This window comes from Rhizobium sp. R86522 (assembly GCF_042466255.1).
Lineage (GTDB): Bacteria > Pseudomonadota > Alphaproteobacteria > Rhizobiales > Rhizobiaceae > Allorhizobium.
The window spans coordinates 2477863-2497752 of record NZ_JAXHBX010000001.1 but is presented as its reverse complement, the minus strand read 5'-3'; the positions used below and the strand labels follow the sequence as shown (position 1 = coordinate 2497752).

General features: G+C 62.3%; 18 protein-coding genes. 9 read left to right on the top strand and 9 right to left on the bottom strand.

Going from position 1 to position 19890, the window contains the following annotated elements; all coding sequences use genetic code 11:
* Positions 1–46: 46 nt before the first annotated feature.
* Complete coding sequence (locus SJY08_RS12190) at positions 47–1081, bottom strand: TRAP transporter substrate-binding protein (RefSeq protein WP_069041897.1); 1035 nt, start codon at positions 1079–1081, stop codon at positions 47–49.
* Positions 1082–1453: 372 nt separating this feature from the next.
* On the opposite strand from SJY08_RS12190, the gene SJY08_RS12185 reads away from it, so the two are divergent.
* From SJY08_RS12185 to SJY08_RS12175, 3 genes are all read left to right on the top strand, one after another.
* Positions 1454–2599 carry an alpha/beta hydrolase gene (locus SJY08_RS12185; protein WP_082347810.1) on the top strand — a complete coding sequence of 382 codons (1146 nt, stop codon included), beginning with the start codon at positions 1454–1456 and terminating at the stop codon, positions 2597–2599.
* Positions 2600–2807: 208 nt separating this feature from the next.
* Entirely contained in the window at positions 2808–4127 is a 1320-nt protein-coding gene (locus SJY08_RS12180; RefSeq protein ID WP_377275903.1) for a phosphatidylglycerol lysyltransferase domain-containing protein, read from the top strand.
* Entirely contained in the window at positions 4124–5548 is a 1425-nt protein-coding gene (locus tag SJY08_RS12175) for a virulence factor family protein (protein WP_377275901.1), read from the top strand. The genes SJY08_RS12180 and SJY08_RS12175 overlap by 4 nt, the downstream gene beginning before the upstream one ends.
* A gap of 59 nt (positions 5549–5607) precedes the next feature.
* Here the strand turns inward: SJY08_RS12175 and SJY08_RS12170 are convergent, their stop codons facing one another.
* The 4 genes from SJY08_RS12170 to betI form a co-directional block, all read right to left on the bottom strand.
* Positions 5608–5763 (bottom strand): hypothetical protein, encoded by a 156-nt coding sequence (locus tag SJY08_RS12170; protein WP_156322977.1) that lies wholly within the window; start codon positions 5761–5763, stop codon positions 5608–5610.
* A gap of 10 nt (positions 5764–5773) precedes the next feature.
* Positions 5774–7426 carry a choline dehydrogenase gene (gene betA / locus SJY08_RS12165; RefSeq protein WP_377275899.1) on the bottom strand — a complete coding sequence of 551 codons (1653 nt, stop codon included), beginning with the start codon at positions 7424–7426 and terminating at the stop codon, positions 5774–5776.
* A 75-nt stretch (positions 7427–7501) separates the two neighbouring features.
* Positions 7502–8965, bottom strand: a complete 1464-nt coding sequence (gene betB / locus SJY08_RS12160) for a betaine-aldehyde dehydrogenase (RefSeq protein ID WP_377275897.1) — start codon at positions 8963–8965, stop codon at positions 7502–7504.
* A gap of 51 nt (positions 8966–9016) precedes the next feature.
* On the bottom strand, positions 9017–9667 hold the full coding sequence (gene betI / locus SJY08_RS12155; RefSeq protein WP_069041892.1) for a transcriptional regulator BetI: 651 nt from the start codon (positions 9665–9667) through the stop codon (positions 9017–9019).
* Positions 9668–10014: 347 nt separating this feature from the next.
* On the opposite strand from betI, the gene SJY08_RS12150 reads away from it, so the two are divergent.
* The 3 genes from SJY08_RS12150 (at position 10015) to SJY08_RS12140 (ending at position 13473) form a co-directional block, all read left to right on the top strand.
* On the top strand, positions 10015–11814 hold the full coding sequence (locus SJY08_RS12150; RefSeq protein WP_153761732.1) for a bifunctional diguanylate cyclase/phosphodiesterase: 1800 nt from the start codon (positions 10015–10017) through the stop codon (positions 11812–11814).
* Positions 11815–11887: 73 nt separating this feature from the next.
* On the top strand, positions 11888–12316 hold the full coding sequence (locus SJY08_RS12145; RefSeq protein ID WP_377275894.1) for a membrane lipoprotein lipid attachment site-containing protein: 429 nt from the start codon (positions 11888–11890) through the stop codon (positions 12314–12316).
* Between the two features lie 155 nt (positions 12317–12471).
* Complete coding sequence (locus SJY08_RS12140) at positions 12472–13473, top strand: NAD(P)H-quinone oxidoreductase (protein ID WP_377275892.1); 1002 nt, start codon at positions 12472–12474, stop codon at positions 13471–13473.
* A gap of 43 nt (positions 13474–13516) precedes the next feature.
* Here SJY08_RS12140 and SJY08_RS12135 read toward each other — a convergent pair whose 3' ends face one another.
* Entirely contained in the window at positions 13517–14641 is a 1125-nt protein-coding gene (locus tag SJY08_RS12135; protein WP_377275890.1) for a diguanylate cyclase domain-containing protein, read from the bottom strand.
* 168 nt (positions 14642–14809) lie between these two features.
* The gene (locus tag SJY08_RS12130; protein WP_377275888.1) at positions 14810–15835 is read right to left on the bottom strand and encodes a hydroxyacid dehydrogenase; all 1026 of its coding nucleotides are present in this window, start codon (positions 15833–15835) and stop codon (positions 14810–14812) included.
* 274 nt (positions 15836–16109) lie between these two features.
* Between SJY08_RS12130 and SJY08_RS12125 the strand changes: the two genes are divergently transcribed.
* Positions 16110–16805 carry a proteasome protein gene (locus tag SJY08_RS12125; RefSeq protein ID WP_377275886.1) on the top strand — a complete coding sequence of 232 codons (696 nt, stop codon included), beginning with the start codon at positions 16110–16112 and terminating at the stop codon, positions 16803–16805.
* 11 nt (positions 16806–16816) lie between these two features.
* On the opposite strand, the gene SJY08_RS12120 is transcribed toward SJY08_RS12125, so the two are convergent.
* Positions 16817–17122 carry a hypothetical protein gene (locus tag SJY08_RS12120; RefSeq protein ID WP_054151149.1) on the bottom strand — a complete coding sequence of 102 codons (306 nt, stop codon included), beginning with the start codon at positions 17120–17122 and terminating at the stop codon, positions 16817–16819.
* A 126-nt stretch (positions 17123–17248) separates the two neighbouring features.
* Between SJY08_RS12120 and SJY08_RS12115 the strand changes: the two genes are divergently transcribed.
* Positions 17249–17644 carry an NIPSNAP family protein gene (locus SJY08_RS12115; protein WP_377275883.1) on the top strand — a complete coding sequence of 132 codons (396 nt, stop codon included), beginning with the start codon at positions 17249–17251 and terminating at the stop codon, positions 17642–17644.
* 315 nt (positions 17645–17959) lie between these two features.
* On the opposite strand, the gene SJY08_RS12110 is transcribed toward SJY08_RS12115, so the two are convergent.
* Positions 17960–18694: a DUF3750 domain-containing protein gene (locus SJY08_RS12110; protein WP_300889643.1), complete on the bottom strand. Its 735-nt coding sequence runs from the start codon at positions 18692–18694 to the stop codon at positions 17960–17962.
* Between the two features lie 72 nt (positions 18695–18766).
* Between SJY08_RS12110 and SJY08_RS12105 the strand changes: the two genes are divergently transcribed.
* A complete protein-coding gene (locus SJY08_RS12105) occupies positions 18767–19774 on the top strand; it encodes an asparaginase (protein WP_377275881.1) in 1008 nt (335 codons plus the stop codon).
* Positions 19775–19890 lie beyond the last annotated feature (116 nt).

Genomic DNA, 19890 nt, shown 5'->3' with positions numbered 1-19890 from the left:
AAGGGTCCGGGCGCCTTCCGACAAGCGCCCGGACAAGGCGGGGAGGTTATTGGGTATTCGCCTGGATAAGCGAAAGGGCGTCGTTGTAGAGCATCGTGCCATCGAGACCCTTGCCGTCCATTTCGGCGATCCACGCCTTGGTCACTGCCTCGCCCGCAGCTTTCCAGCGTGCAGTCTCGGTCTCGTCCAGGTTGATGATCTTGTTGCCGCTCTTCTCGGCAATTTCCTTGCCGCGGATGTCGCCTGCGTCCATGGCCTGGCCGAAGAGGCGGGCGAGTTCCTTGCCGGAATTGTCGTCGATCACCTTCTTCAGGTCGTCCGGCATCGCGTCATAGCTGTCCTTGTTCATCGCGAACACGAAGGTACCGGTGTAAAGTCCGTTCGGACCGGAGAAGCCGGTATGGTTCGGCGCGAGCTCGGCGATCTTGATTGCGGGGGTCACTTCCCACGGAACGACCGAACCGTCGATGACGCTCTTCGACAGGCTTTCCGGAACAGCCGTAACTGGCATGCCGATGGCAGACGCGCCCATGGCTTCGAGCATCTGGTTGATCACCTTCGAGGTGCCGCGCAGCTTCAGCCCCTGCATGTCCTCGAGCTTTTCGACCGGCTTGGAGGCGATGGTGTGGATGAGGCCCGGACCATGGGTATGGACCGCCAGCACGTGGTAGTCGGTCAACTCATCCTTGAGGTGCTTCTCATAATACTCCTGGAAGGCGACCGAGGTGGCCTCCGCTGTTGTCACCATGAAGGGAAGCTCAAACGCTTCCGACTTCGGGAAACGGCCGGGCGTGTAGCCGAACAGCGTCCAGGTCAGATCGACCACGCCGTCCTTGACCTGATCCACCAGGTCAGCCGGCTTGCCGCCCAGCTGCATGGCCGGGTAGAGCTCGACGGCGATGCGGCCGCCGGAATCAGCCTGAATCTTTTCCGCCCAGGGCTGCAGTACCTTGGCAGGGATCGTCGCCTGTGGCGGCAACATCTGGTGAAGCTTGAGGGTAACGTCTGCGGCGAAGCTGGCGGACGCCATCATCGACAATGCGGCACCGGACAATCCGGCGATAAGAAACTGGCGCAACATGATTTCCTCCCATGTCTTGTTGATCTGGAAAAATCGACCGGCTCGAGGCAACAGAGCAATCAGAAAACACGACGAAAGTCATGTAAAGATCGCGTCGCCCGGTTCCTCACTCCCATCCGGCAAACTCTTCCTTGTAAGTTATGATTACAGATGGGATGCGGGCACGCAAATAATTATGTGGCCGGAAATCATAACCAGATTAGTATGCATGGCGCGGTGCAAAGCCGCGCGTCGCGGCCCCGTGCCGCGATGGTGACGACGGGCCGGCTGCCGGGCCTTGGCTCCATCCTCGTCTCCGGTTATAGCTCGCCGCTACGGCCCGGTCATGACGACACGAGGCGGGCGATTGTCGATCTGCAAGGATGATCCCGGATGCGTCTTCTTTCCTTCGGCCCCTATCGTCGGTCGCGCGCGGCCTTCGTGGCGCTCTGCCTGCTTTCGGCAACGGGCTTGGCCTCCTGTGCCGGTCGCCCGGGCCCTGAGACGCTGGGGACGGTAGCGCTCGGTGACTACAAGCCGACGCGGGTCGAAACGCTCTATACGGTGACGACACGCGATCGCGCGGAACCCGGCGAGAACGTCTTCACGACGACCAAGACCCGGGAGCCCAATTATGCGAGCTTCGCCGTTTCCATCCCGCCAAATCACAAGCCGGCCAATATCGAATGGCCGAAGCCCGGCCGAAAGGTCGATCCAAGGACCGACTTCGCGGTCGTTTCGCAGTCCGTGCTGGATCGCCCAGGCCTCCTGCAGGCGATCCGCGCCCGCGAGGCCGCCACGCCGGTCGTCTTTGTGCATGGCTACAACTACAATTTCCAGGAAGCATTGTTCCGGCTGGCGCAGCTGAAGACGGACAGCAATTTCGACGGCACACCGGTCCTGTTCTCCTGGCCTTCGCTTGCCGCTCTGCCGGCCTATGTCGCCGACAAGGAAGCCGCCACCTATTCCCGCGATGCGCTTGCCGACCTGCTGACCGACATGGTGCGGGCGCGCAAGGGTGCGGTGGTCGATGTCTTTGCCCATTCGATGGGCGGCTGGCTGACGGTCGAGGCGCTGCGCCAGTTGAGACTGCAGGGCAAGGGTGACGTCCTCGATCGGCTCAGGGTCATCATGGCTGCACCCGACATTGATGGAGACGTCTTCACGGCCCAGCTCGATGTCATCGGTCGCATGCGCATCCCGATCACCATCCTCGTCTCGCCGGACGACCGGGCGCTACAAGTCTCGAGCATTCTCGGCGCCGGTACCCAGCGTGTCGGAGCACTGGATGCGCGCAATCCGGAAGTGGCAGAGGCGGCCAAGCGTTATGGCGTGACAATCATCGATATCTCGTCACTCGAGTCGATCGACGCCACCAATCACAACCGCTTCTTCGACGTGAAGCAACTGGCTGCGACCTTGGGCAAACCGACCTCGAGTGCAACGCTCGGAGATGCCGGTGCCTTCGTGCTGGATGCCGCCGCCCAGACCGTCTCCAGTCCCTTCTCGCTGGCCGCCAGGGTTCTGCGTCAGCAATGACGGTGCACTGAGCGCAGCTATCTGAGACATAAGACACGACTTGCAAGTCAGCCTTGCGTTTCGTCAGGTTGACGATGGACGAAATTCGGTGTCTTGCGCAATTTATGCGTTGGTTTACCGACTCGTTTACCCTTGGGTGTCACAAGCTTCGGTCCATGCATGCGCGCTAATAAGCGTTCGATCCCCCCTTCGTTACTTGGTTCCAATCATGGCCTCTTCATTGTCCGATGCCGAAGCGCCTGCGCCTGCTCAAGCCGCACGTCATGCCAAGCCCCTATCTTTCGTCGTTCTTTCCCTGATCCCGAAGCTTGTCTTGCGGGCGCCCCGCAGCGGCGCCGTGTTTGGCGCGCTTGTCATGCTGGCGCTGCTCGGTCCGATCCTGGCTGAAGAGAACCTGCTGAAATTCGGCTGGGGCCTCGTGCTCGCCCGCCACGGCATCGACGCGACCGAGGGTACGCTCGGGCTCTCCATGGTGCTCGGCGTCATCGCCTCGCGCGGCCTCGTCCGCAATCCGCGCCGCCGGCGTGAACCGAAGGATGTCGAAGACGATCTCGCCCGCGCCGTCTCCCTGCTGCCGGCCCAGGCGAATGCCAGCGCCGGTCTCGTGCGTCTCGGCGACAAGCGTGTCCTGTTCTCTGATTGCGGCCAGGGCTTCATCATGTATGCACGCCGGGGGCGCTCACTCGTCGCCCTCTTCGATCCCGTCGCGCCGAAGCATCTCTGGGCGCCGCTGGTCGAAAAGTTCATCGCCGAAGCACGCCGCAGTCGAAGCCGCCCGGTCTTCTACCAGGTCTCCCCCGACTTCCTGCCGATCGTCGTCGAAATGCGGCTGCAGGCGTTGAAACTCGGCGAGCAGGCGGTCGTCGATCTCTCCCGCTTCACGCTCGCCGGCGGCGACTGGCTGAAGCTGCGCCGGTCGATCAACCGCGCCGAACGCGACGGTTTGTGCTTTGAGATGCTGGCTGCTGACGCCGTGTCGCCAGTTCTCGATGAGCTGCAGACCGTCTCCGACAGCTGGCTCTCTGCCCACCAGGCTGCCGAGAAGGGCTTCTCGCTCGGCACCTTCGATCGCGCCTATATCGCCTCCGGCCCCGTTGCACTCATCCGCCTCGACGGGCGCATCGTTGCCTTCGCCAGCCTGATGACCGCATCGTCAAGCGGCGACGCCTTCATCGACCTGATGCGCCATGTTCCGGGTGTCCATCGCGGCATGATGGACCTCCTCTTCGTCAAGATCATGGAAACCCTGAAGGCAGAGGGCTTCGCCACGCTGAACCTCGGCATGGCGCCGCTGGCCGGTCTGTCAGGCAATCGTCGCGCCCCCGTCTGGAACCACGTCGCCCGCCAGATCTTCGAACACGGCGAGCGCTTCTACAATTTCCGAGGCGTGCGCGCCTTCAAGGAGAAGTTCGATCCGGACTGGCAGCCCCGTTATCTCGTCGTGACCGGCCAGGGCCTGCCCGTCCTGTCACTGCTCGACGTCACCCTGCTGATCGGTGGCGGCCTCAAGGGCCTGACGCGCAGGTGACCGCTGTCGACATCAGCGGTATGCGGCACAGGCAACTGCCGCACAGGCTGCGGGCGATGCTCCTCATGGCCTGCCTCGCCGTGTCGGTGCAGGTTTCCGCCGCTCCTGCCGCCGCCAGCGCTGACGGCACCGTCAGTCTGCCACAGGACCGCATCTCGGTGCCAGATGATGGCAGCATGACCGGTGTCGTGATCATCGTCTCCGATGCGAATGGTTGGGATGGCGTTGAACAGGCGGCGCTGGAAACGGCTGTTTTGGGCGGCGCGATCGGCGTTGGCATCGACCTCAATGTCTGGCGCGCTGCACTGTCGCGCGAGACCGAGCGCGACTGTCTTTTCCTCCCAGCCGACATCGAGCGCCTGACCCGCCAATTGCACCGCAGCCATACTGCTGTGTTCTATCGCCCACCACGATTGCTGGGCTTTGGCGAAGGGGGCGCACTGGTGCTCGCCATGGCGGCCCAGACACCCAATGGCAGTTTCGCCGAAACCATTGGCGAGACGGTGGCAGTCGATCCGACCGAGGCCGTGTCCCTTCCAAAACCACTCTGCACGCCCGCCCCGCGCCGCGACACACAGCATGGCACCGCCTATGGTCTGACAGCCGGGAAACTGCCCAATCCCGTCCGTATCGCCTTTTCGCCAGCGGCGCAGGCAAGCGCGCGGCAGCATGCGGCATCGCTCAAGGCGAGCCATCCGGATGTGGTGATCGGTGAGGGGGAGGGCGGTCCCGCCCGCATGCTCTCGACGGAAGCCTCGACCCTCGTCGCCCGCCTTGCACCCGCTGACGCCGCACTCGACCTGCCGCTGGTGGAGGACATCGTTGCGCCAGATCACGACACCGTCGCGATCTTCTATTCGGGTGATGGCGGCTGGCGCGAGATCGACCAGCGCATCTCTGCACGCCTCAACGCAAACGGCGTGCCCGTCATCGGCGTCGATGCACTTCGCTATTTCTGGAGCGAAAAAACGCCCGAGGAGACCGCGGCTGACCTGGCCCGGATCATCGCCCACTACCGCAACCGGCTGGGTGTCTCCAGGGTCGTGCTGATCGGCTATTCCTTCGGCGCCAACATCCTGCCGCGTGTCTACGGCCTGTTGCCCCAGCCCGACCGAAACTCCGTAACGCTGCTCTCGCTGCTGGCGCTCTCGCATCAGGCCGATTTCGAAATCGCCGTTTCCGGCTGGCTCGGCGCCGCCGGTCAAGGCAGGCACGGCGATCCCGTCGATCACCTCGAGACAGTCGAGACCGCCAAGATCCAATGCGTCTACGGGCTGGAAGAGCAGGACACCGCCTGCCCGGCACTTGAGGGGCGCGTGACGGATGGCCTCGAACTCATCGCCCGCCCCGGCGGCCATCACTTCGACGAGAATTACGAGCTGGTAGCGGACCGCATTCTAGGGCGGGTCATGGCACATTGAGTTGGCGGGAGCAGTTGTGACTGCTCCGTTCCCATGTCGTCTGAAGAGAGGCCGGACCTTTAGTCGACCAGCACCGCAGTGGCCTCGTTCGGATAGATCTCGACATCCGGATTGCCGATCAGCGTGTTGTCATCCATGATCAGCTTTTCCCCGACGCCTGCCGGAGCCGTGACAATCAGCTGCGGCGTGCCGCTGAGATCATCGATAATTCTCAAGCCGTCCGAGCTACCGGTCGCTGGTCTCCCAGCGCGGGTTGATCCATGGCTCCTGATTGCTTCGGGGCAGGGGCTGCTTGCCAAGGATGTGATCGGCCGCCTTCTCGCCCGTCATGATCGAGGGGCCATTGAGGTTGCCATAGGTCAGTCGTGGAAAGATAGACGAGTCCACGACACGCAGGCCATCGACACCGATGACGCGGCATTCCGGATCGACCACGGCCGTCGGATCGTCCTTCGCGCCCATCTTCGATGTGCCGCAGGGGTGATAGGCGCTCTCCAGATGCTCGCGCAGGAAGGCGTCGATCTGATCGTCGCTCTGCACGTTCTCGCCCGGCTGGATTTCCGGTCCGCGGAAGGTGTCGAAAGCCTTCTGCCCGAAGATTTCGCGGGTAAGCCGAACGCAGTGACGGAACTTGATCCAGTCTTCCTCGTGGCTCATGTAGTTGAACTTGATGACCGGATCGGCCATCGGGTCGGACGAGCGCAGGGTGACGGCGCCGCGCGACTTCGAGTGGTTGTAGCCGACATGCACCTGGAAGCCATGGCTTCTCGCTGCCGCCTTGCCGTCATAGGAGATCGCGACGGGCAGGAAGTGGAACTGGATGTCAGGCTGCTTGACGCCGGCTGCCGAGCGCACGAAGGCGCAGGATTCGAACTGGTTGGAGCTGCCAAGCCCGGTGCCCGAGAACAGCCATTGCGCCCCTGCAACCCCCTGCCAGAACCAGGGCAGCCACGAATAGAGCGAGACGGGTTTGGTCGCGACCTGCTGGAAGTAGAATTCCATGTGGTCCATGAGGTTGGCGCCGACGCCCGGCCGGTCGAGCTTCACCTCGATGCCCATCTCCTTCAGATGATCAGCCGGGCCGATGCCGGACAGCATCAGGAGCTTCGGCGAGTTGAAGGTTGAAGCGGAAACGATGACCTCCTGATTGGCCTTCACCACCTCGATTTTGCCATTGCGCTCGATTTCGACGCCAGTGGCCCGGCCATTTTCGATGACGATCTTGCGGGCAAAGCAGCGCACCAACTCGACATTGCCCCGCTTCATCGCCGGTTTGAGATAGGCATTGGCGGCAGACCAGCGGCGCGAGCGCCAGATGGTCTGTTCCATCAGGCCGAAGCCCTCCTGCTTCTCGCCGTTATAGTCTTCCGTCGTCTCGAAGCCTGCCTCGCGTCCCGCCTCGACGAAAGCGCGCACCAGCGGGTTCTTCGCGGGGCCACGCTGGACATGCAGCGGCCCGTCGGTGCCGCGCCAGCCTTCCTGGCCGCCATGCGAGTTCTCCATGCGTTTGAAGTAGGGCAACACGTCCGCATAGCCCCAGCCCTTGGCGCCACTCTCCTCCCAGCCGTCGAAATCCTCGGCCGATCCGCGCACATAGACCATACCGTTGATCGAAGAGGAGCCGCCGATCACCTTGCCGCGCGGCGCTGTGATGCGCCGATTGTTGAGGTTCGGCTCGGGCTCGGAGAGGTAGCCCCAGTTGTAGCGCTTCATGCTCATCGGCCAGGCAAGTGCCGCCGGCATCTGGATGAACGGCCCGATATCCGATCCCCCATATTCGAGCACCATGACGCTGTTCTTGCCGTCCTCGGAGAGGCGGTAGGCCAGCGCCGAACCGGCAGAGCCGGAACCGATGATGATGAAGTCTGCTTGGTTCATTGCTGTAAAATCCCAGCCTCTAGAATATGGTGATGTCCCGCGACCTCCCCCGTAGGGGAGGTGTTGCTGGTCATCTCAATACGGCGCCTCGCACTTGCCCATGCCGACATAAACCGTCTTCAGCTCGGAATAATGCTCCAGTGCCGCTGCCGAGTTTTCGCGGCCAAAGCCCGACTGCTTGGACCCGCCGAAGGGGATCTCGACCGGGCAGAGATTATAGGTGTTGATCCACAGCGTGCCCGCCTCCAACTGATCCACCACCCGGTGCGCACGCGAAAAATCTGCCGTGAACACGCCCGCCGACAGGCCGAATTCGGTGGCGTTGGCGCGCGCGATCACCTCTGCCTCGTCCTCGAAATCCAGCACGCACATCACGGGCCCGAAGATCTCCTCGCGGGCGATGGTCATGTCGTCGGTGACATCGGCAAACACCGTCGGCTGGATGTAGAAGCCTTCGCCGGTCACGCTGTTCGGAATGCCGCCGCCGGTCACGAGCGTCGCCCCTTCTGCCTTGCCCTTGTCGATATAGGACAGGACCTTCTCGCGCTGAGCGAGCGAAACCATCGGCCCCATCTGGGTTGCCTCGTCCTGCGGATCACCGATCAGGATCGCCTCGGTGCGGGCCTTCAGCCGCGCAAGAAACGTCTCCTTGATCGCCTTGTGCACGAAGACGCGCGTGCCGTTCGAGCAGACCTGGCCGGTCGAGTAGAAATTGCCCAGCATGGCGCCGGAAATCGCGCTGTCGATATCGGCATCGTCGAAGACGACGATCGGCGACTTGCCGCCGAGTTCCATGGTGACGTGCTTCAGTTGGCTAGCAGCCGCCCCCGCCACCTTGCGCCCCGTCGGCACGGAGCCCGTCAGCGACACCTTGGCGACATCAGGATGCGACACGAGCAGCGGCCCGGTCTCGCGGTCGCCCTGGATGACATTGTAGACACCCTTCGGCGCGCCGGCCTCGATCAGGATCTCGGCAATCTTCAAGGCGCCGAGCGGCGTGACTTCCGACGGCTTGAACACGATTGCATTGCCGGCGGCAAGCGCAGGCGCCCCCTTCCAGCAGGCGATCTGCTGCGGATAGTTCCAGGCACCGATGCCGACGACAACGCCAAGCGGCACGCGCTTGGTATAGGCCCAGTCACCGCCGAGCGGGATCTGGCTGCCGTTCATCGCACTCGCGATGATGCCGCCGAAGAATTCGAAGCTGTCAGCCCCCGAAGTCGGGTCGGCCACGATCGTCTCCTGGATCGGCTTGCCGGTGTCCAGCGTTTCGAGCTCGGACAGCTCGCGATTGCGCTCACGCATGATCTCGGCCGCCTTCTTGAGCACGCGGCCCCGTGCGGTCGGGCTCCAGGACGCCCATTCCTTCTGCGCCCGCTTGGCGGATGCAATCGCCTTTTCGATGATCGCAGGGGTCGCGGCATGCAGTCTTGCGATCACCTCGCCGGTGGCGGGATAGATGCTCTCGATGACGGTGCCATCGGTATCCTCGACATACTCGCCGTCGATGAAGTGGGAGGCTTGCGGTTGGGCTTTCATGTCCTGTCTCCAGACGGGTGTTCGAATGTTCTTGTTGTCGGGCGATGCCCCTCATCCGCCCTTTGGGCACCCTCTCCCCGCTTGCGGGGAGAGGGTAGGGTGAGGGGCAATTGTTTCGGCGGTCAAGGCTTGCAGCTGCCCCGTCACATAATCCTCGACCAATGCGACAGAGGCATCAATCGAAAGCGGCGCTGCCTTCAGAGACTGGCGGATATAGAGCCCGTCGATCATGGCGGCTGCGCCATCCGCAATCCTGCCCGCGTCTTCAGCGCCACAAAGCGGCCCCAAGCCCGACATCAGGTTCGAATGCAGTCGCCGCGCATAGAGCGCGAGCAGCCGACGCACCTCTTCCGAGCGCTGCGCCTCCGAATAGAAGGCAAGCCAGGCGGCGACCACCTGTGGGTCGAACTGGTCGGCATTGAAGGAGATGCGGATCACCGCCGAGACCCGTTCCCGCGGCATCTGCGCCCGGCCGAGCGCGCCGACTGCATCCGCCCGCAATTGCCGCAGCAGCGAGCGGATGGTCTCGATCAGCAAGCGGTCCTTCGAGCCGAAATAGTGATGCGCCAGCGCCGGAGAAACACCCGCCTCGCGCGCGATCTCCGACATGGTGACCGTCAGCGAGCCGTGATGGCCGATCGTCTTCAACGCGGCATCGACAAGCGCCTTGCGACGCACTGGCTCCATTCCGACCTTGGGCATCCGGTTTCTCCTATCCCGCCCATGATAATTTTGATTGACTGATCAATCAACAAAAAATCTACGGCAGCGCAATTCCTGGCCGTGGAGATCAGCCGTTAACGGTAAAGCGAGACCGGAAAGCGGGTCGGTGATCCAGCGATCTGGCTGCTTGCCGACCCGGAACCCAACGCTGGACGGCCTGCGTTTCATGGCCTTTCTCGTCATGATCCAGGCAGGCGAGGGCCCGTTCCAGCGGTGGCCGTGTCGAGAAACTTTCATCCCACTGTCACACAACGGAAAGCTTTTATTGACGATTGTTCAGCCACATTTCCGCCCATAAAAACAAATGCATACTGGGAGTATCGCGGATGGGTGCGGGGGTCGCGGAAGATTTGGGGGCGCTCAGGCGTTTTGCCAGTGACCAGCTCGTCACACTGGCCAAGCTCGTCGTGGAAAACGCCTTCCAGCCGATCGTCGAGGTCGGCACAGGTGCTGTCTTCGGCCATGAGAGCCTGATGCGCGGCCAGGACCGGATCGGCTTCGAAAGCCCGCTCGATCTGCTCGATCAGGCGGCCTCGACCGGCCAGCTTTTAGCCCTCGAACAGATGGTCGCAAGTCGGGCGCTTGCCAAGTTCGCGACCCTGCCGGATTGCGCCGGCGCCACGCTCTTTCTCAATCTCGACGTCCGCCTGATCCCTGAAGGCAATGCGCTCGTCGATACGTTGCTCGACCAGTTGCGCAAGGCCCATGTGCCGCCGTCCTCCGTCTGCTTCGAGCTTTCCGAGCGCTTCGACAACACGCGCGTTCCGGAATTCGCGGCCCTCGTCGAGCGCCTGCGCCGATCCGGCTTCAAGCTCGCCATCGATGATTTCGGCGTCGGCCATGGCGAGATGAAGCTGCTTTGCGACTATCCCGTCGACTATGTGAAGATCGACCGTCACTTCATCGCCGGCCTCGACAGCAATCCGCGCAAGCGCCATCTGGTCAAGAACATCGTCAACTTCTGCCACGTGCTCGGCGTCCGTGTCATCGCCGAAGGCATCGAGACCGAGGGCGAGTTCCTCGCCTGCCGCGAATTCGGCGTCGATCTCGTCCAGGGCTGGTATATCGCCCGCCCCAGCACCATCGTCTCGGAACTGAAAAGCGCCTTTCCCCATCTCCAGGATGTCGGCAAGGCCCGCCGCGCCACCCAGTCGCTCGACGAGATCCTGATCCGCAAGCAGATCGAGACGCTGCCGACCGTCTTCGAGCACGAGAACATCGACCACGTCTTCGATCTCTTCCGCCGCAATCCCGGCCAGTCCTTCTTCCCGGTGTTGAACGCCAATGGCGAGCCGCGAGGCATCATCAACGAGCGGCATCTGAAGGAATACATCTATCAGCCCTTCGGCCGCGACCTTTTGAAGAACAAGCTCTATGAGCGCTCGATCTCGCACTTCGTCGACCGCGCCCCGATCGTTGGCCTGGATGCCGATGCCGAGCGGTTGATGACGATGTTTGCCAATATGGAAGGGTCGGATTGCGTCATCCTGACGGAAAACATGCGCTATGCCGGCGTTGTCTCCGCCGCCTCGCTGATCCGCATCATGAGCGAGAAGCAGCTGAAGACCGCCCAGGATCAGAACCCGCTGACGAGCCTGCCCGGCAACCGCGCCATCCGCGATTTCATGCGTTCCGCAGCACTGGATGGCGATGGCGCCCGCTTCTTCTGCTACTGCGATTTCGACCACTTCAAGCCGTTCAACGACCATTACGGTTTCCACCAGGGCGACCACGCCATCTCGCTTTTCGCAGCCCTCCTGCGCCGCTATTTCTTCTCCGAAGGCGATTTCCTCGGCCATGTCGGCGGCGATGATTTCTTCATCGGCGTCACCGACTGGTCCCGCGAGGAGCTGACCGAAATCCTCGACCGTCTGCTGTCGGATTTCCACGACGACGTCATCGACCTCTATTCCGAAGCCGATCGCCAGACCGGCCACATCAAGGGCCTCGACCGCCAGGGCCTGGAACGCGATTTCCCCCTGATGCGCTGCTCGATCGGCGTGCTGGAACTCCCCGCCGGCCTCGTCATCGACGATGTCAGCCGCATCAGTGGCGAGATCGCGGATTTGAAGAAGCAGGCGAAGGAAAATGAGGGTGGGCTTTCCTTCGGATTGATTGACGTCTGATAGGGGCTCGACGGCGCAATCCTCCCATGGATCGATGGTGCCACCTGCGGCACGACTTGAATGCCCGCTTGAGATGCGCAAGATTGCGCTGCACTTTAAACGGGATTCTCTTATGAAAAAATCGATAACCTTTATCTGCAGCCTGATCATGCTGGCGGGCTGTCAGACAGACGTGCCGCAATCCGTTGCCGAATCGCAGGTTCCGCCCCCGTCGTCTGTCCGCAATCAGGTCGTGCAAATCGTAAGGGATAACGGTGGCAAGATCGGCGATTTCGTCAGACCTGAAATTTCAAGCGTCGTATTGCTTGATCCGCAGACCGAGACTTATGCCTTTTGCGTCCGTGCCTGGCACGCGGAACGCCAGCGTCAGCCTGACGTGATCGGTATATCGATGCGGGACAACAAGATCCTCGGCTCGACGCTTCATGATTATCGCTGCCGCGACAAGCGTCTACGCTATCATCCCTATCCGGAACTCATCGCAGTCCGTGGCTCGGAATGAGGTTTCCACGGGTCTGACGGCAAGGGGCTGTGCAGGCGGACGCCGGCGAAACTGATACCCGATACCATTTGTCACGTCGGACAAAGGGCCTCCTTTTCATCGCATTTCAGAGGCTCTATGCCTCACCTTGAGCCATTGATCCGAGGAACCCGCCCATGTCTCTGCCCTCCACCATGCGCCATGTCGACCTGCCCACCCATGGCGGCCCGGAGGTCATGCGCCTCGTCGAGGGGCCGCTGCCGAGCCCGAGGCCCGGCGAAGTGCTGGTCAGGGTCGAGGCGGCGGGCGTCAACCGGCCGGATGTCGCCCAGCGCCAGGGCGCCTATCCGCCACCGAAGGATGCAAGCCCCATTCTCGGCCTGGAGATCGCAGGCGAGATCGTCGGTCTCGGTGCCGGCGTCACCGATTTCCAGCTCGGCGACCGGATCTGTGCGTTGGCGAATGGCGGCGGTTACGCCGAATACTGTGCCGTGCCGGCAAGTCAGGCCATGCCGTTTCCGAAGGGTTATGCTGCCGTGAAGGCGGCAGCACTGCCGGAAACCTTCTTCACCGTCTGGGCCAATCTCTTCCAGATGGCCGGGCTGACCGAAGGCGAGACCGTCCTCATCCATGGCGGATCCTCAGGCATTGGCACGACCGCCATCCAGCTGGCGAAAGCCTTCGGCGCAACCGTCTACACCACCGCCGGCTCGGCCGAAAAATGCGCCGCCTGCATGGATCTCGGTGCAGCAAGGGCGATCAATTACAAGGCCGAGGATTTCGTCGAGATCGTCAAGGAAGAGACCCAAGGCAAGGGCGTTGATGTCGTGCTCGACATGATCGGTGCTGCCTATTTCGACCGCAATCTCCAGGCCCTCGCCAAGGACGGCTGTCTCTCGATCATCGCCTTCCTCGGCGGCTCGACCGTCGAAAAGGCGAGCCTTGCCCCGATCATGACCAAGCGCCTCACGATTACCGGCTCGACCATGCGCCCGCGCAGCCTGGAAGAAAAACGCGCCATTCGCGATGACCTGATGACGGAAGTCTGGCCCCGCCTGGAAAGCGGCGACGTGGCCCCGGTCATCCATACGGTCCTTCCCTTCGAGCAAGTCGTCGAGGCGCACCGGCTGATGGAAAGCTCAGAGCATATCGGCAAGATCGTGCTGAAGCTGGGGTGAGGCGAGCGCCGCTTGAGAGAGGCGGGCGCGTCACGAGCGGCGATCATGCGGCTACAGAGAACTTCCCAAGGTCCAGCGTTGCGGGAATTTCACGGTCAATGCCGCCGCCGTTTCGTTTGGCGCGGTAAGACGCCTTATCCGCTGTGACCATCATCTGTTCCAGATCCACAGATCCGGAAATGGCCATCGTATAACCGAGGCTGATGCCGATGGTGATCTCATCACCGGCAATCTGGTAAGGCATGCCGAGAAGTGCAACGACCCTGCGCGCCAGGGCTTCGGCATCGGCGGGATCCCGAACATCGGGGTGAAGGATGACAAATTCATCGCCGCCAATCCGAATGGCAAGAGCAGGTGGATCCAGGCTCTCTCGCAGCCTCCCGGCGATCTCAGCCAGCAGGGCATCGCCCACCGCATGGCCAAAGCGATCATTGACGCTCTTGAAACCGTCAAGGTCGAAACAATGCACGCAGGTGAGCACATCGTCAGCGGTACCGAGGCTCAGATAGGCCTCGCACAGCGCTTTGCGGTTCAAAAGCCCCGTCAGCGGATCGTGGCGTGCCTGATGCTCCATGTCGAGAAACAGGCGGATTTGCCGAATGGTCGTTCCATAGACATGCAGCATGCTCTGCATTGCGGCAATCAGGAAGATCACGCACAGCAGGCTCAAAATCCAGTGGGCCGTATCGCCATACAGCATGACCGAGAGTGTCGGCGGCAGGGCTGCAAGCAAGATGGCGGTCGCGGCGATAAATGGCCGAACGGATATCCTGACCGTCACTCCGGCGCAGTATCCAAAGGTGAGCGCTACGGCAAGCATATGGACCGACAGGTCCCGGTAGGCAAAGGCGACGGTGGCGAGAGTACCCACACAAGCCGCAATGACAAAGATGAAAAGGCCCTGCAGCTTTTCCCAGCGCGCGGCATCCGCAACCGTTGAGCGCTTCGTAGCGTCAGCGCGTCTATGCGCCAGGGAAACGGCGATCTTGCCAAGGGAGGCAAGGGTAGCGGCGATCGTCGCAATCAGGAGCGGTGTGCTCTGAAGGCTCTCATAGGCGAAAAGCCCGACGGCAAGGATGGTGATCCCCATGATCGTCGTCGGGGTGAGCGTTGAATGCAACTCCGATACCAGCGTCTTGAAGACATCGTCGGTCTCTCTGTCACGCACGTCAAATCCCTCACGGACATGTTTGAACCCGCAAGGGGCACACAACGACCAGGATCTTGAGGCAGGGGAGCTTAACATTCGGTCAGGCCGGACGGTAAAATCTGATATCTCGATACGCGATGACCTTTGGACCGGATGCCGGCTACCCATTCAATGCCGACCCCACCATCACGACACCGTCACCGGCTTCGACCGCAGCCGGCTGGTCGTTGCCGGGTCGGCGCGGCGGCAGAGGCGGGGCGGCAGGCCCTTCATGATCAGTTCGGCATCGGCAACGGCCATCGACCCCAGCGCATAGAAGGCGTCCCGCGTGCCGCCGGTTCTGTGGGCAGATAAGAGAATGCCCGCCGCCTGGCGCACGGGATCGTCGGCCGCGACAGGCTCCTCCGGAAAGACGTCCGTTGCCACCTTGATATGGCCGGATTGCGCCGCTTCGATCATCGCCGGGAAATCGACGACGGCAGCCCTGCTCATCAGCAGGAAGGCGGCCCCCGGCTTCATCATCGCGAATTCTCTGCTGCCGATGAAGCCTTCATTCTCGCTGGTGACGCTCGCAAACACGAAGACCACCTGGCTTTCGCTGAGCACCTCGTCGAGCGTCGACGGTTCGCAATCCTGGCCTTCGATGATCTCCCGGGGAAGCCAGGGATCGAAGACGCGAACCCTGTTCTTGAACGGGCGGATCAGGTCACGAAATGCATGGCCGAGATCGCCAAAGCCTATGATCCCGACGGGTGCGCCGGCAAAACGGAAGGTGTGCGCGTTGCCCTCCAGCCCATAGCGCTCGACGCCCTGGCGAAAATCACGATCCGCCGCCGTGATCCCGCGGGCGAGATCGAGCGCCATGGCAAGTGCTGCCTCCGCCACCGGCGAGGCAAAGGCCGAGGCCGGCGTGATCACCCAGATCCCGCGTTCGACACAGGCCTGATAGTCGATGTTGGGCAGGAAATTCAATTCGACATTGATGATCGCCTTCAGCCTCGGCGCCCTGTCCAGACGCTCTCTCTGCATGTCGGTCTGGCCGAAGATCAGGACGGTATCGGCAAGATACCGCTCTACGTCTTCGGCCGGCATTGGGCGATCCTCTGACACGATCACCTCGCCCAGCGCCTCGAGCCGTGCCCGGACGGACGGCTCCATGATCAGGTCGAGTGTCCTCGGCAATGGATCGACCAGAATGATATTGCGGCTCAATGTTTCCTCCCTCGAGAATCTTTGGCTGGTCGGAGCTTAGCGCGAAAAGCCCCTCTCTGGGCAGGCCGTCTGTGCAGGCCATGCCCGGCCAAGTCTGCGCCAGTGGAGGCGAAAAGCGGGACCTGAATGGAACGGCTTGAGGGCCCAAGGCGTCTAGGAGAAGCGGATGATGTGTTCCCCCACATTGTTCTGAACGTCGAGACGACGATCTATTGCGGCCGCTGAGAGGTGGCTAGTCGGGCGTCGGAGACGCTGAAATTGAAAGGACTGCAACATGACTGTCGTGCTTGCCACCGTGTGTGAAGATGGCGTGGTCATGGGATCGGATTCCCAGATCACCGACAAGGGGCGCGGTATGACCTATCCGGCCCAGAAGCTTCACCCTCTCGGCACCGACGCGGCCTGGGCCGGCAGCGGCGCCCGCTCGGTGCTGACAGACGTAGAGCGCAGCTTCAACGAAAACAGTGCGGCGATCCTCGAGGCGCCGGACATCGGCCGTGCCCTGCAAAGCCAGGTCCTGCCGATCCTTCGCCATCACTACAACACCTTCATTCTCGACGTGCCCGGCGAGGAAGGCGGCGGCACGCCCTCGGCCTATGTCATGGCGGCCGGATGGCGGGATGGTGAGCCGTGGATCATCGAAATCACCCCGTCGGGCATGATCGGACATTATGCCGATATTGGTTTCCACGCGATCGGCAGTGGGGCGGCCATGGCCCAGCAGGCGGGCTCGCTGCTCTCGCATTTTAGCCTCGGCAAGCGCTCTGTCGATGTCGGCTGTGCGGCGGTGTTGCGCGTGTTGCAGTCGCTCGACCTCACCTCCGCCAGCGTCGGCAAGCCATTCAGCCTGTGCCGCATCACCAAGGACGGCGCCCATCACCTGACCGACAAGGAGATCGACAAGGTCGCAGATGTCGTGGCTCGTTGGGAGAAGGCCGAACAGGCCGCCATCGCCAAGATATTCGACTGAGGCGCTGAGGCTCAGATCCCCGAGCCATCCAGCTCCTTTTCGTCCTCGCCTTCCCAGGCCGGCGGACGGACCATGGCATCCATGTTGACCCCCGGCAGCGGCATCCAGCATTTGAGCTCCGGCTCCGCATAGGCAACGATCAGTCCCGGCGTCGAGTCGGAGGACCGCCAGCCGTCCGCCCCGAACCGGTCGCCCTTCGACCAGTAGACGAGATCGACGGCGCCAGGCCCCTGTTCGGATGCGCGGATGGTCACGAGAATGCGGCTGCCGTCGCGCGGCGCCGAGCGCATGTTTCGCCAGCGGATGGATTCGTCCATGATATGCTCCTCCCATTGCAGGCAGGAGTGTCGCTGCCGGAGGCTGGGCGGTCAACACGAATTGCGCCATGGCAAGGCGCGTTGCACCAACAGTGGCGAACCGCCAAGGCACCGACGAGAGGTCCCATGCTGAGACGTCCAATCACATGTGAGATTCGTTATCGGCTGGACCCCGGTCGGATCGCAGATTTCGAAGAATATGCAAGGATCTGGGTTGGACTCATCGAGCGCCATGGAGGTCACCACCTTGGCTACTTCATGCCCCGCGAGAGGCCTGACGATGCCCAGATGAGTTTTCCTGGCGCCGGTCAAGATGGCGAGGCCAACACAGCGGTCGCGATCTTCACCTTTCCAGATGAGCAATCCTACTTGAAGTACCGTCAACAGGTTGCGCAAGATCCGGATGGCTTGGCTGCCAACCAAAGGTTCGGCAAGTCCCCACCGTTTACCAGCTATGAGCGCCTGTTCCTGACGCCCCTTGCACAAGAGCGAGTGATCGAACCGCCGGCGCGCGAATTATGATCGCACTCCGCTGCAATGCAACACAATTATCCAAACAAAACGTCACATAACGTGCCTTGTCGAATCCATTTCTCCGCCCTACCTTCAAGTCATCGGCAACGTAACGAAAGGAAGGTGATCCAATGTCTAATGAGATTTCGGTCTGCGTGTGTGACTTTGGAAAGGGTGCGGTTTTGACGGGGCAGCCCTCGGCCTGATCCAGCCTTCCTTCGGGCGGTTTCCCCGTCCGGGTCCAGACAAAGGACTAAAACTCATGGGAGCCACCCTCGCGGGTGGCTCTTCTGATTCAGGGGATTTGTTGTAAGGGCAGGGCGCTCAAAGTCCCACAGTCCCGAAGCCCGGAACCTTGATGCCCGGCCGCGCGACATCGATGCCGGCCACGAGGCCGAGGAAATTCACCTCCAGCCCGCTGCGCACCCCGACCGACAGCCCGGCAAAGCCGCCGAGGCTTAAGTGCAGGTCGCGGCCATCCTTGTCGAGATGGTAGAAGGCGCCATCAGGCAGATAGTCGCGGCCGACCGCATCGGCCGGAAGCACTGCTCCCAGTTCCGGCACTTCGCGCAGCACATGCGCGACGAAGGTGTTGGAGTTCGGGCCCGGATAGATCCGGTAGCCGCCCGGCTGGCCATATTGATAGCCGACAATCGCCGCCTCCACCATCGGGATCAGCCGCTTGGCCTCCTCGCCCTTCACTTCGGCCACGAGCCGCGGCGGGTTGGAATACCAGAAGGCATCGGGTGCCCTGTGGTTTCGGCGGATCGGCGAGCCCCAGCCCACCTTGTCATAGCGCTGATAATCGCCGTTTTCGTCCTTGGTGACGATCCAGGCATGGCTGGCGATCGCGCCCTTCAGTCCCCCGGTCATCGCCGAGAATATGTAGATCGCCGCTTCCGGACTTTCTTCGGCCGTCGGCAGCAGCCCGGACGAACTCCATCGTGCCGAACTCCAGCCCTCCGGATGGTCGCGTGTCGCCCAAAGCCCGGCCGAAACCAGCGTCGGCAGGACGAAGACAAGCAGGATGACGGAGACGATGCGCAACAGAAATTTCAATCCGGACCTCGAACAGCAGGACGATGCATGCTTTAAGAAGCATCAGAGAATATTGGCATTTTGAGGCACGTCATGGAAAATCCGATCACGGTCGAGGTCACGCGCGGTCAACTCGTCGAGAGCCGCCATCGTGGCATGGCCGTCGTAATTGATGCGGAGGGCGCGATCGTCTTTTCCGCCGGCGATGTCGATTCCGGTGTTTTCCCGCGTTCCGCCTGCAAGGCCATGCAGGCCCTGCCGCTGGTCGAAAGCGGTGCGGCGGATGCCTATGGCTTCGGAAACCGCGAACTCGCACTCGCCTGCGCCTCCCATTCCGGCGAACCGGAACATGTCGCAACCGCAGCCTTCATGCTGAAGGCCGCCGGCCGGGATGAGGACGTGCTCGAATGCGGCGCTCACTGGTCCTCGCACCAACACGTACTGATCGATCAGGCCCGCACGCTGGATAAGCCGACCGCCCTCCACAACAACTGCTCCGGCAAACATTCCGGCTTTGTCTGCACCTGCTGCCACACCGGCGAGGACCCGCGCGGCTATGCCGGCTTCGACCACCCGCTGCAGGAGGCTATCCGCGCCATCATGACGGATCTGACCGGCGCCGTGCTTTCGAGAGACAATTGCGGCACCGACGGCTGCTCGATCCCGACCTATGCCGTGCCGCTCACGGGCCTTGCGCGCGGCTTCGGCAAGCTGGTCACCGGCAAGGGACTGGAACCCTTGCGCGCCGCCGCCGCCCGCCGCCTGATCAATGCCTGCATGGCAGAACCTTTCTACGTCGCCGGCACCAAGCGTTTCTGCACCAAGCTGATGCAGGTCGCACCGGGCAGGATCTTCGCCAAGACCGGCGCCGAGGGCGTCTTCTGCGCGCTTCTCCCGGACAAGGGCCTTTCCTTCGCCGTCAAGGCCGAGGATGGCGCAACCCGCGCCGCAGAAGCGATGATCGCAGCCCTACTTGCCCGCCATTTCGACGCCGATAGCGAAGAGCGGGCGGCCCTGATGACGCTTGCCCATCACGGCATGTCGAACTGGAATGGCATGCCGGTCGGCGCGATCCGCACGACGGACGTGCTGTTCGCCTGAGCCTCAAGCGCCCTTGCCGGGCTGTCCCGTCGGGGCCACCTGCTTCAAGGGAGGTTTAACCCTTGTCGGTCTAGACTGCGGCCACGACCCATCGTGGGCAAACGACGAGGCCGAGT

What these genes read in the sequence shown, in the direction of transcription:
- SJY08_RS12190 (WP_069041897.1), bottom strand. Translation starts at nt 1,081, where the DNA reads ATGTTGCGCCAGTTTCTTATCGCCGGATTGTCCGGTGCCGCATTGTCG.
- SJY08_RS12185 (WP_082347810.1), top strand. Translation starts at nt 1,454, where the DNA reads ATGCGTCTTCTTTCCTTCGGCCCCTATCGTCGGTCGCGCGCGGCCTTC.
- SJY08_RS12180 (WP_377275903.1), top strand. Translation starts at nt 2,808, where the DNA reads ATGGCCTCTTCATTGTCCGATGCCGAAGCGCCTGCGCCTGCTCAAGCC.
- betA (WP_377275899.1), bottom strand. Translation starts at nt 7,426, where the DNA reads ATGAACCAAGCAGACTTCATCATCATCGGTTCCGGCTCTGCCGGTTCG.
- betB (WP_377275897.1), bottom strand. Translation starts at nt 8,965, where the DNA reads ATGAAAGCCCAACCGCAAGCCTCCCACTTCATCGACGGCGAGTATGTC.
- betI (WP_069041892.1), bottom strand. Translation starts at nt 9,667, where the DNA reads ATGCCCAAGGTCGGAATGGAGCCAGTGCGTCGCAAGGCGCTTGTCGAT.
- SJY08_RS12150 (WP_153761732.1), top strand. Translation starts at nt 10,015, where the DNA reads ATGGGTGCGGGGGTCGCGGAAGATTTGGGGGCGCTCAGGCGTTTTGCC.
- SJY08_RS12145 (WP_377275894.1), top strand. Translation starts at nt 11,888, where the DNA reads ATGCGCAAGATTGCGCTGCACTTTAAACGGGATTCTCTTATGAAAAAA.
- SJY08_RS12140 (WP_377275892.1), top strand. Translation starts at nt 12,472, where the DNA reads ATGTCTCTGCCCTCCACCATGCGCCATGTCGACCTGCCCACCCATGGC.
- SJY08_RS12125 (WP_377275886.1), top strand. Translation starts at nt 16,110, where the DNA reads ATGACTGTCGTGCTTGCCACCGTGTGTGAAGATGGCGTGGTCATGGGA.
- SJY08_RS12120 (WP_054151149.1), bottom strand. Translation starts at nt 17,122, where the DNA reads ATGGACGAATCCATCCGCTGGCGAAACATGCGCTCGGCGCCGCGCGAC.
- SJY08_RS12115 (WP_377275883.1), top strand. Translation starts at nt 17,249, where the DNA reads ATGCTGAGACGTCCAATCACATGTGAGATTCGTTATCGGCTGGACCCC.
- SJY08_RS12105 (WP_377275881.1), top strand. Translation starts at nt 18,767, where the DNA reads ATGGAAAATCCGATCACGGTCGAGGTCACGCGCGGTCAACTCGTCGAG.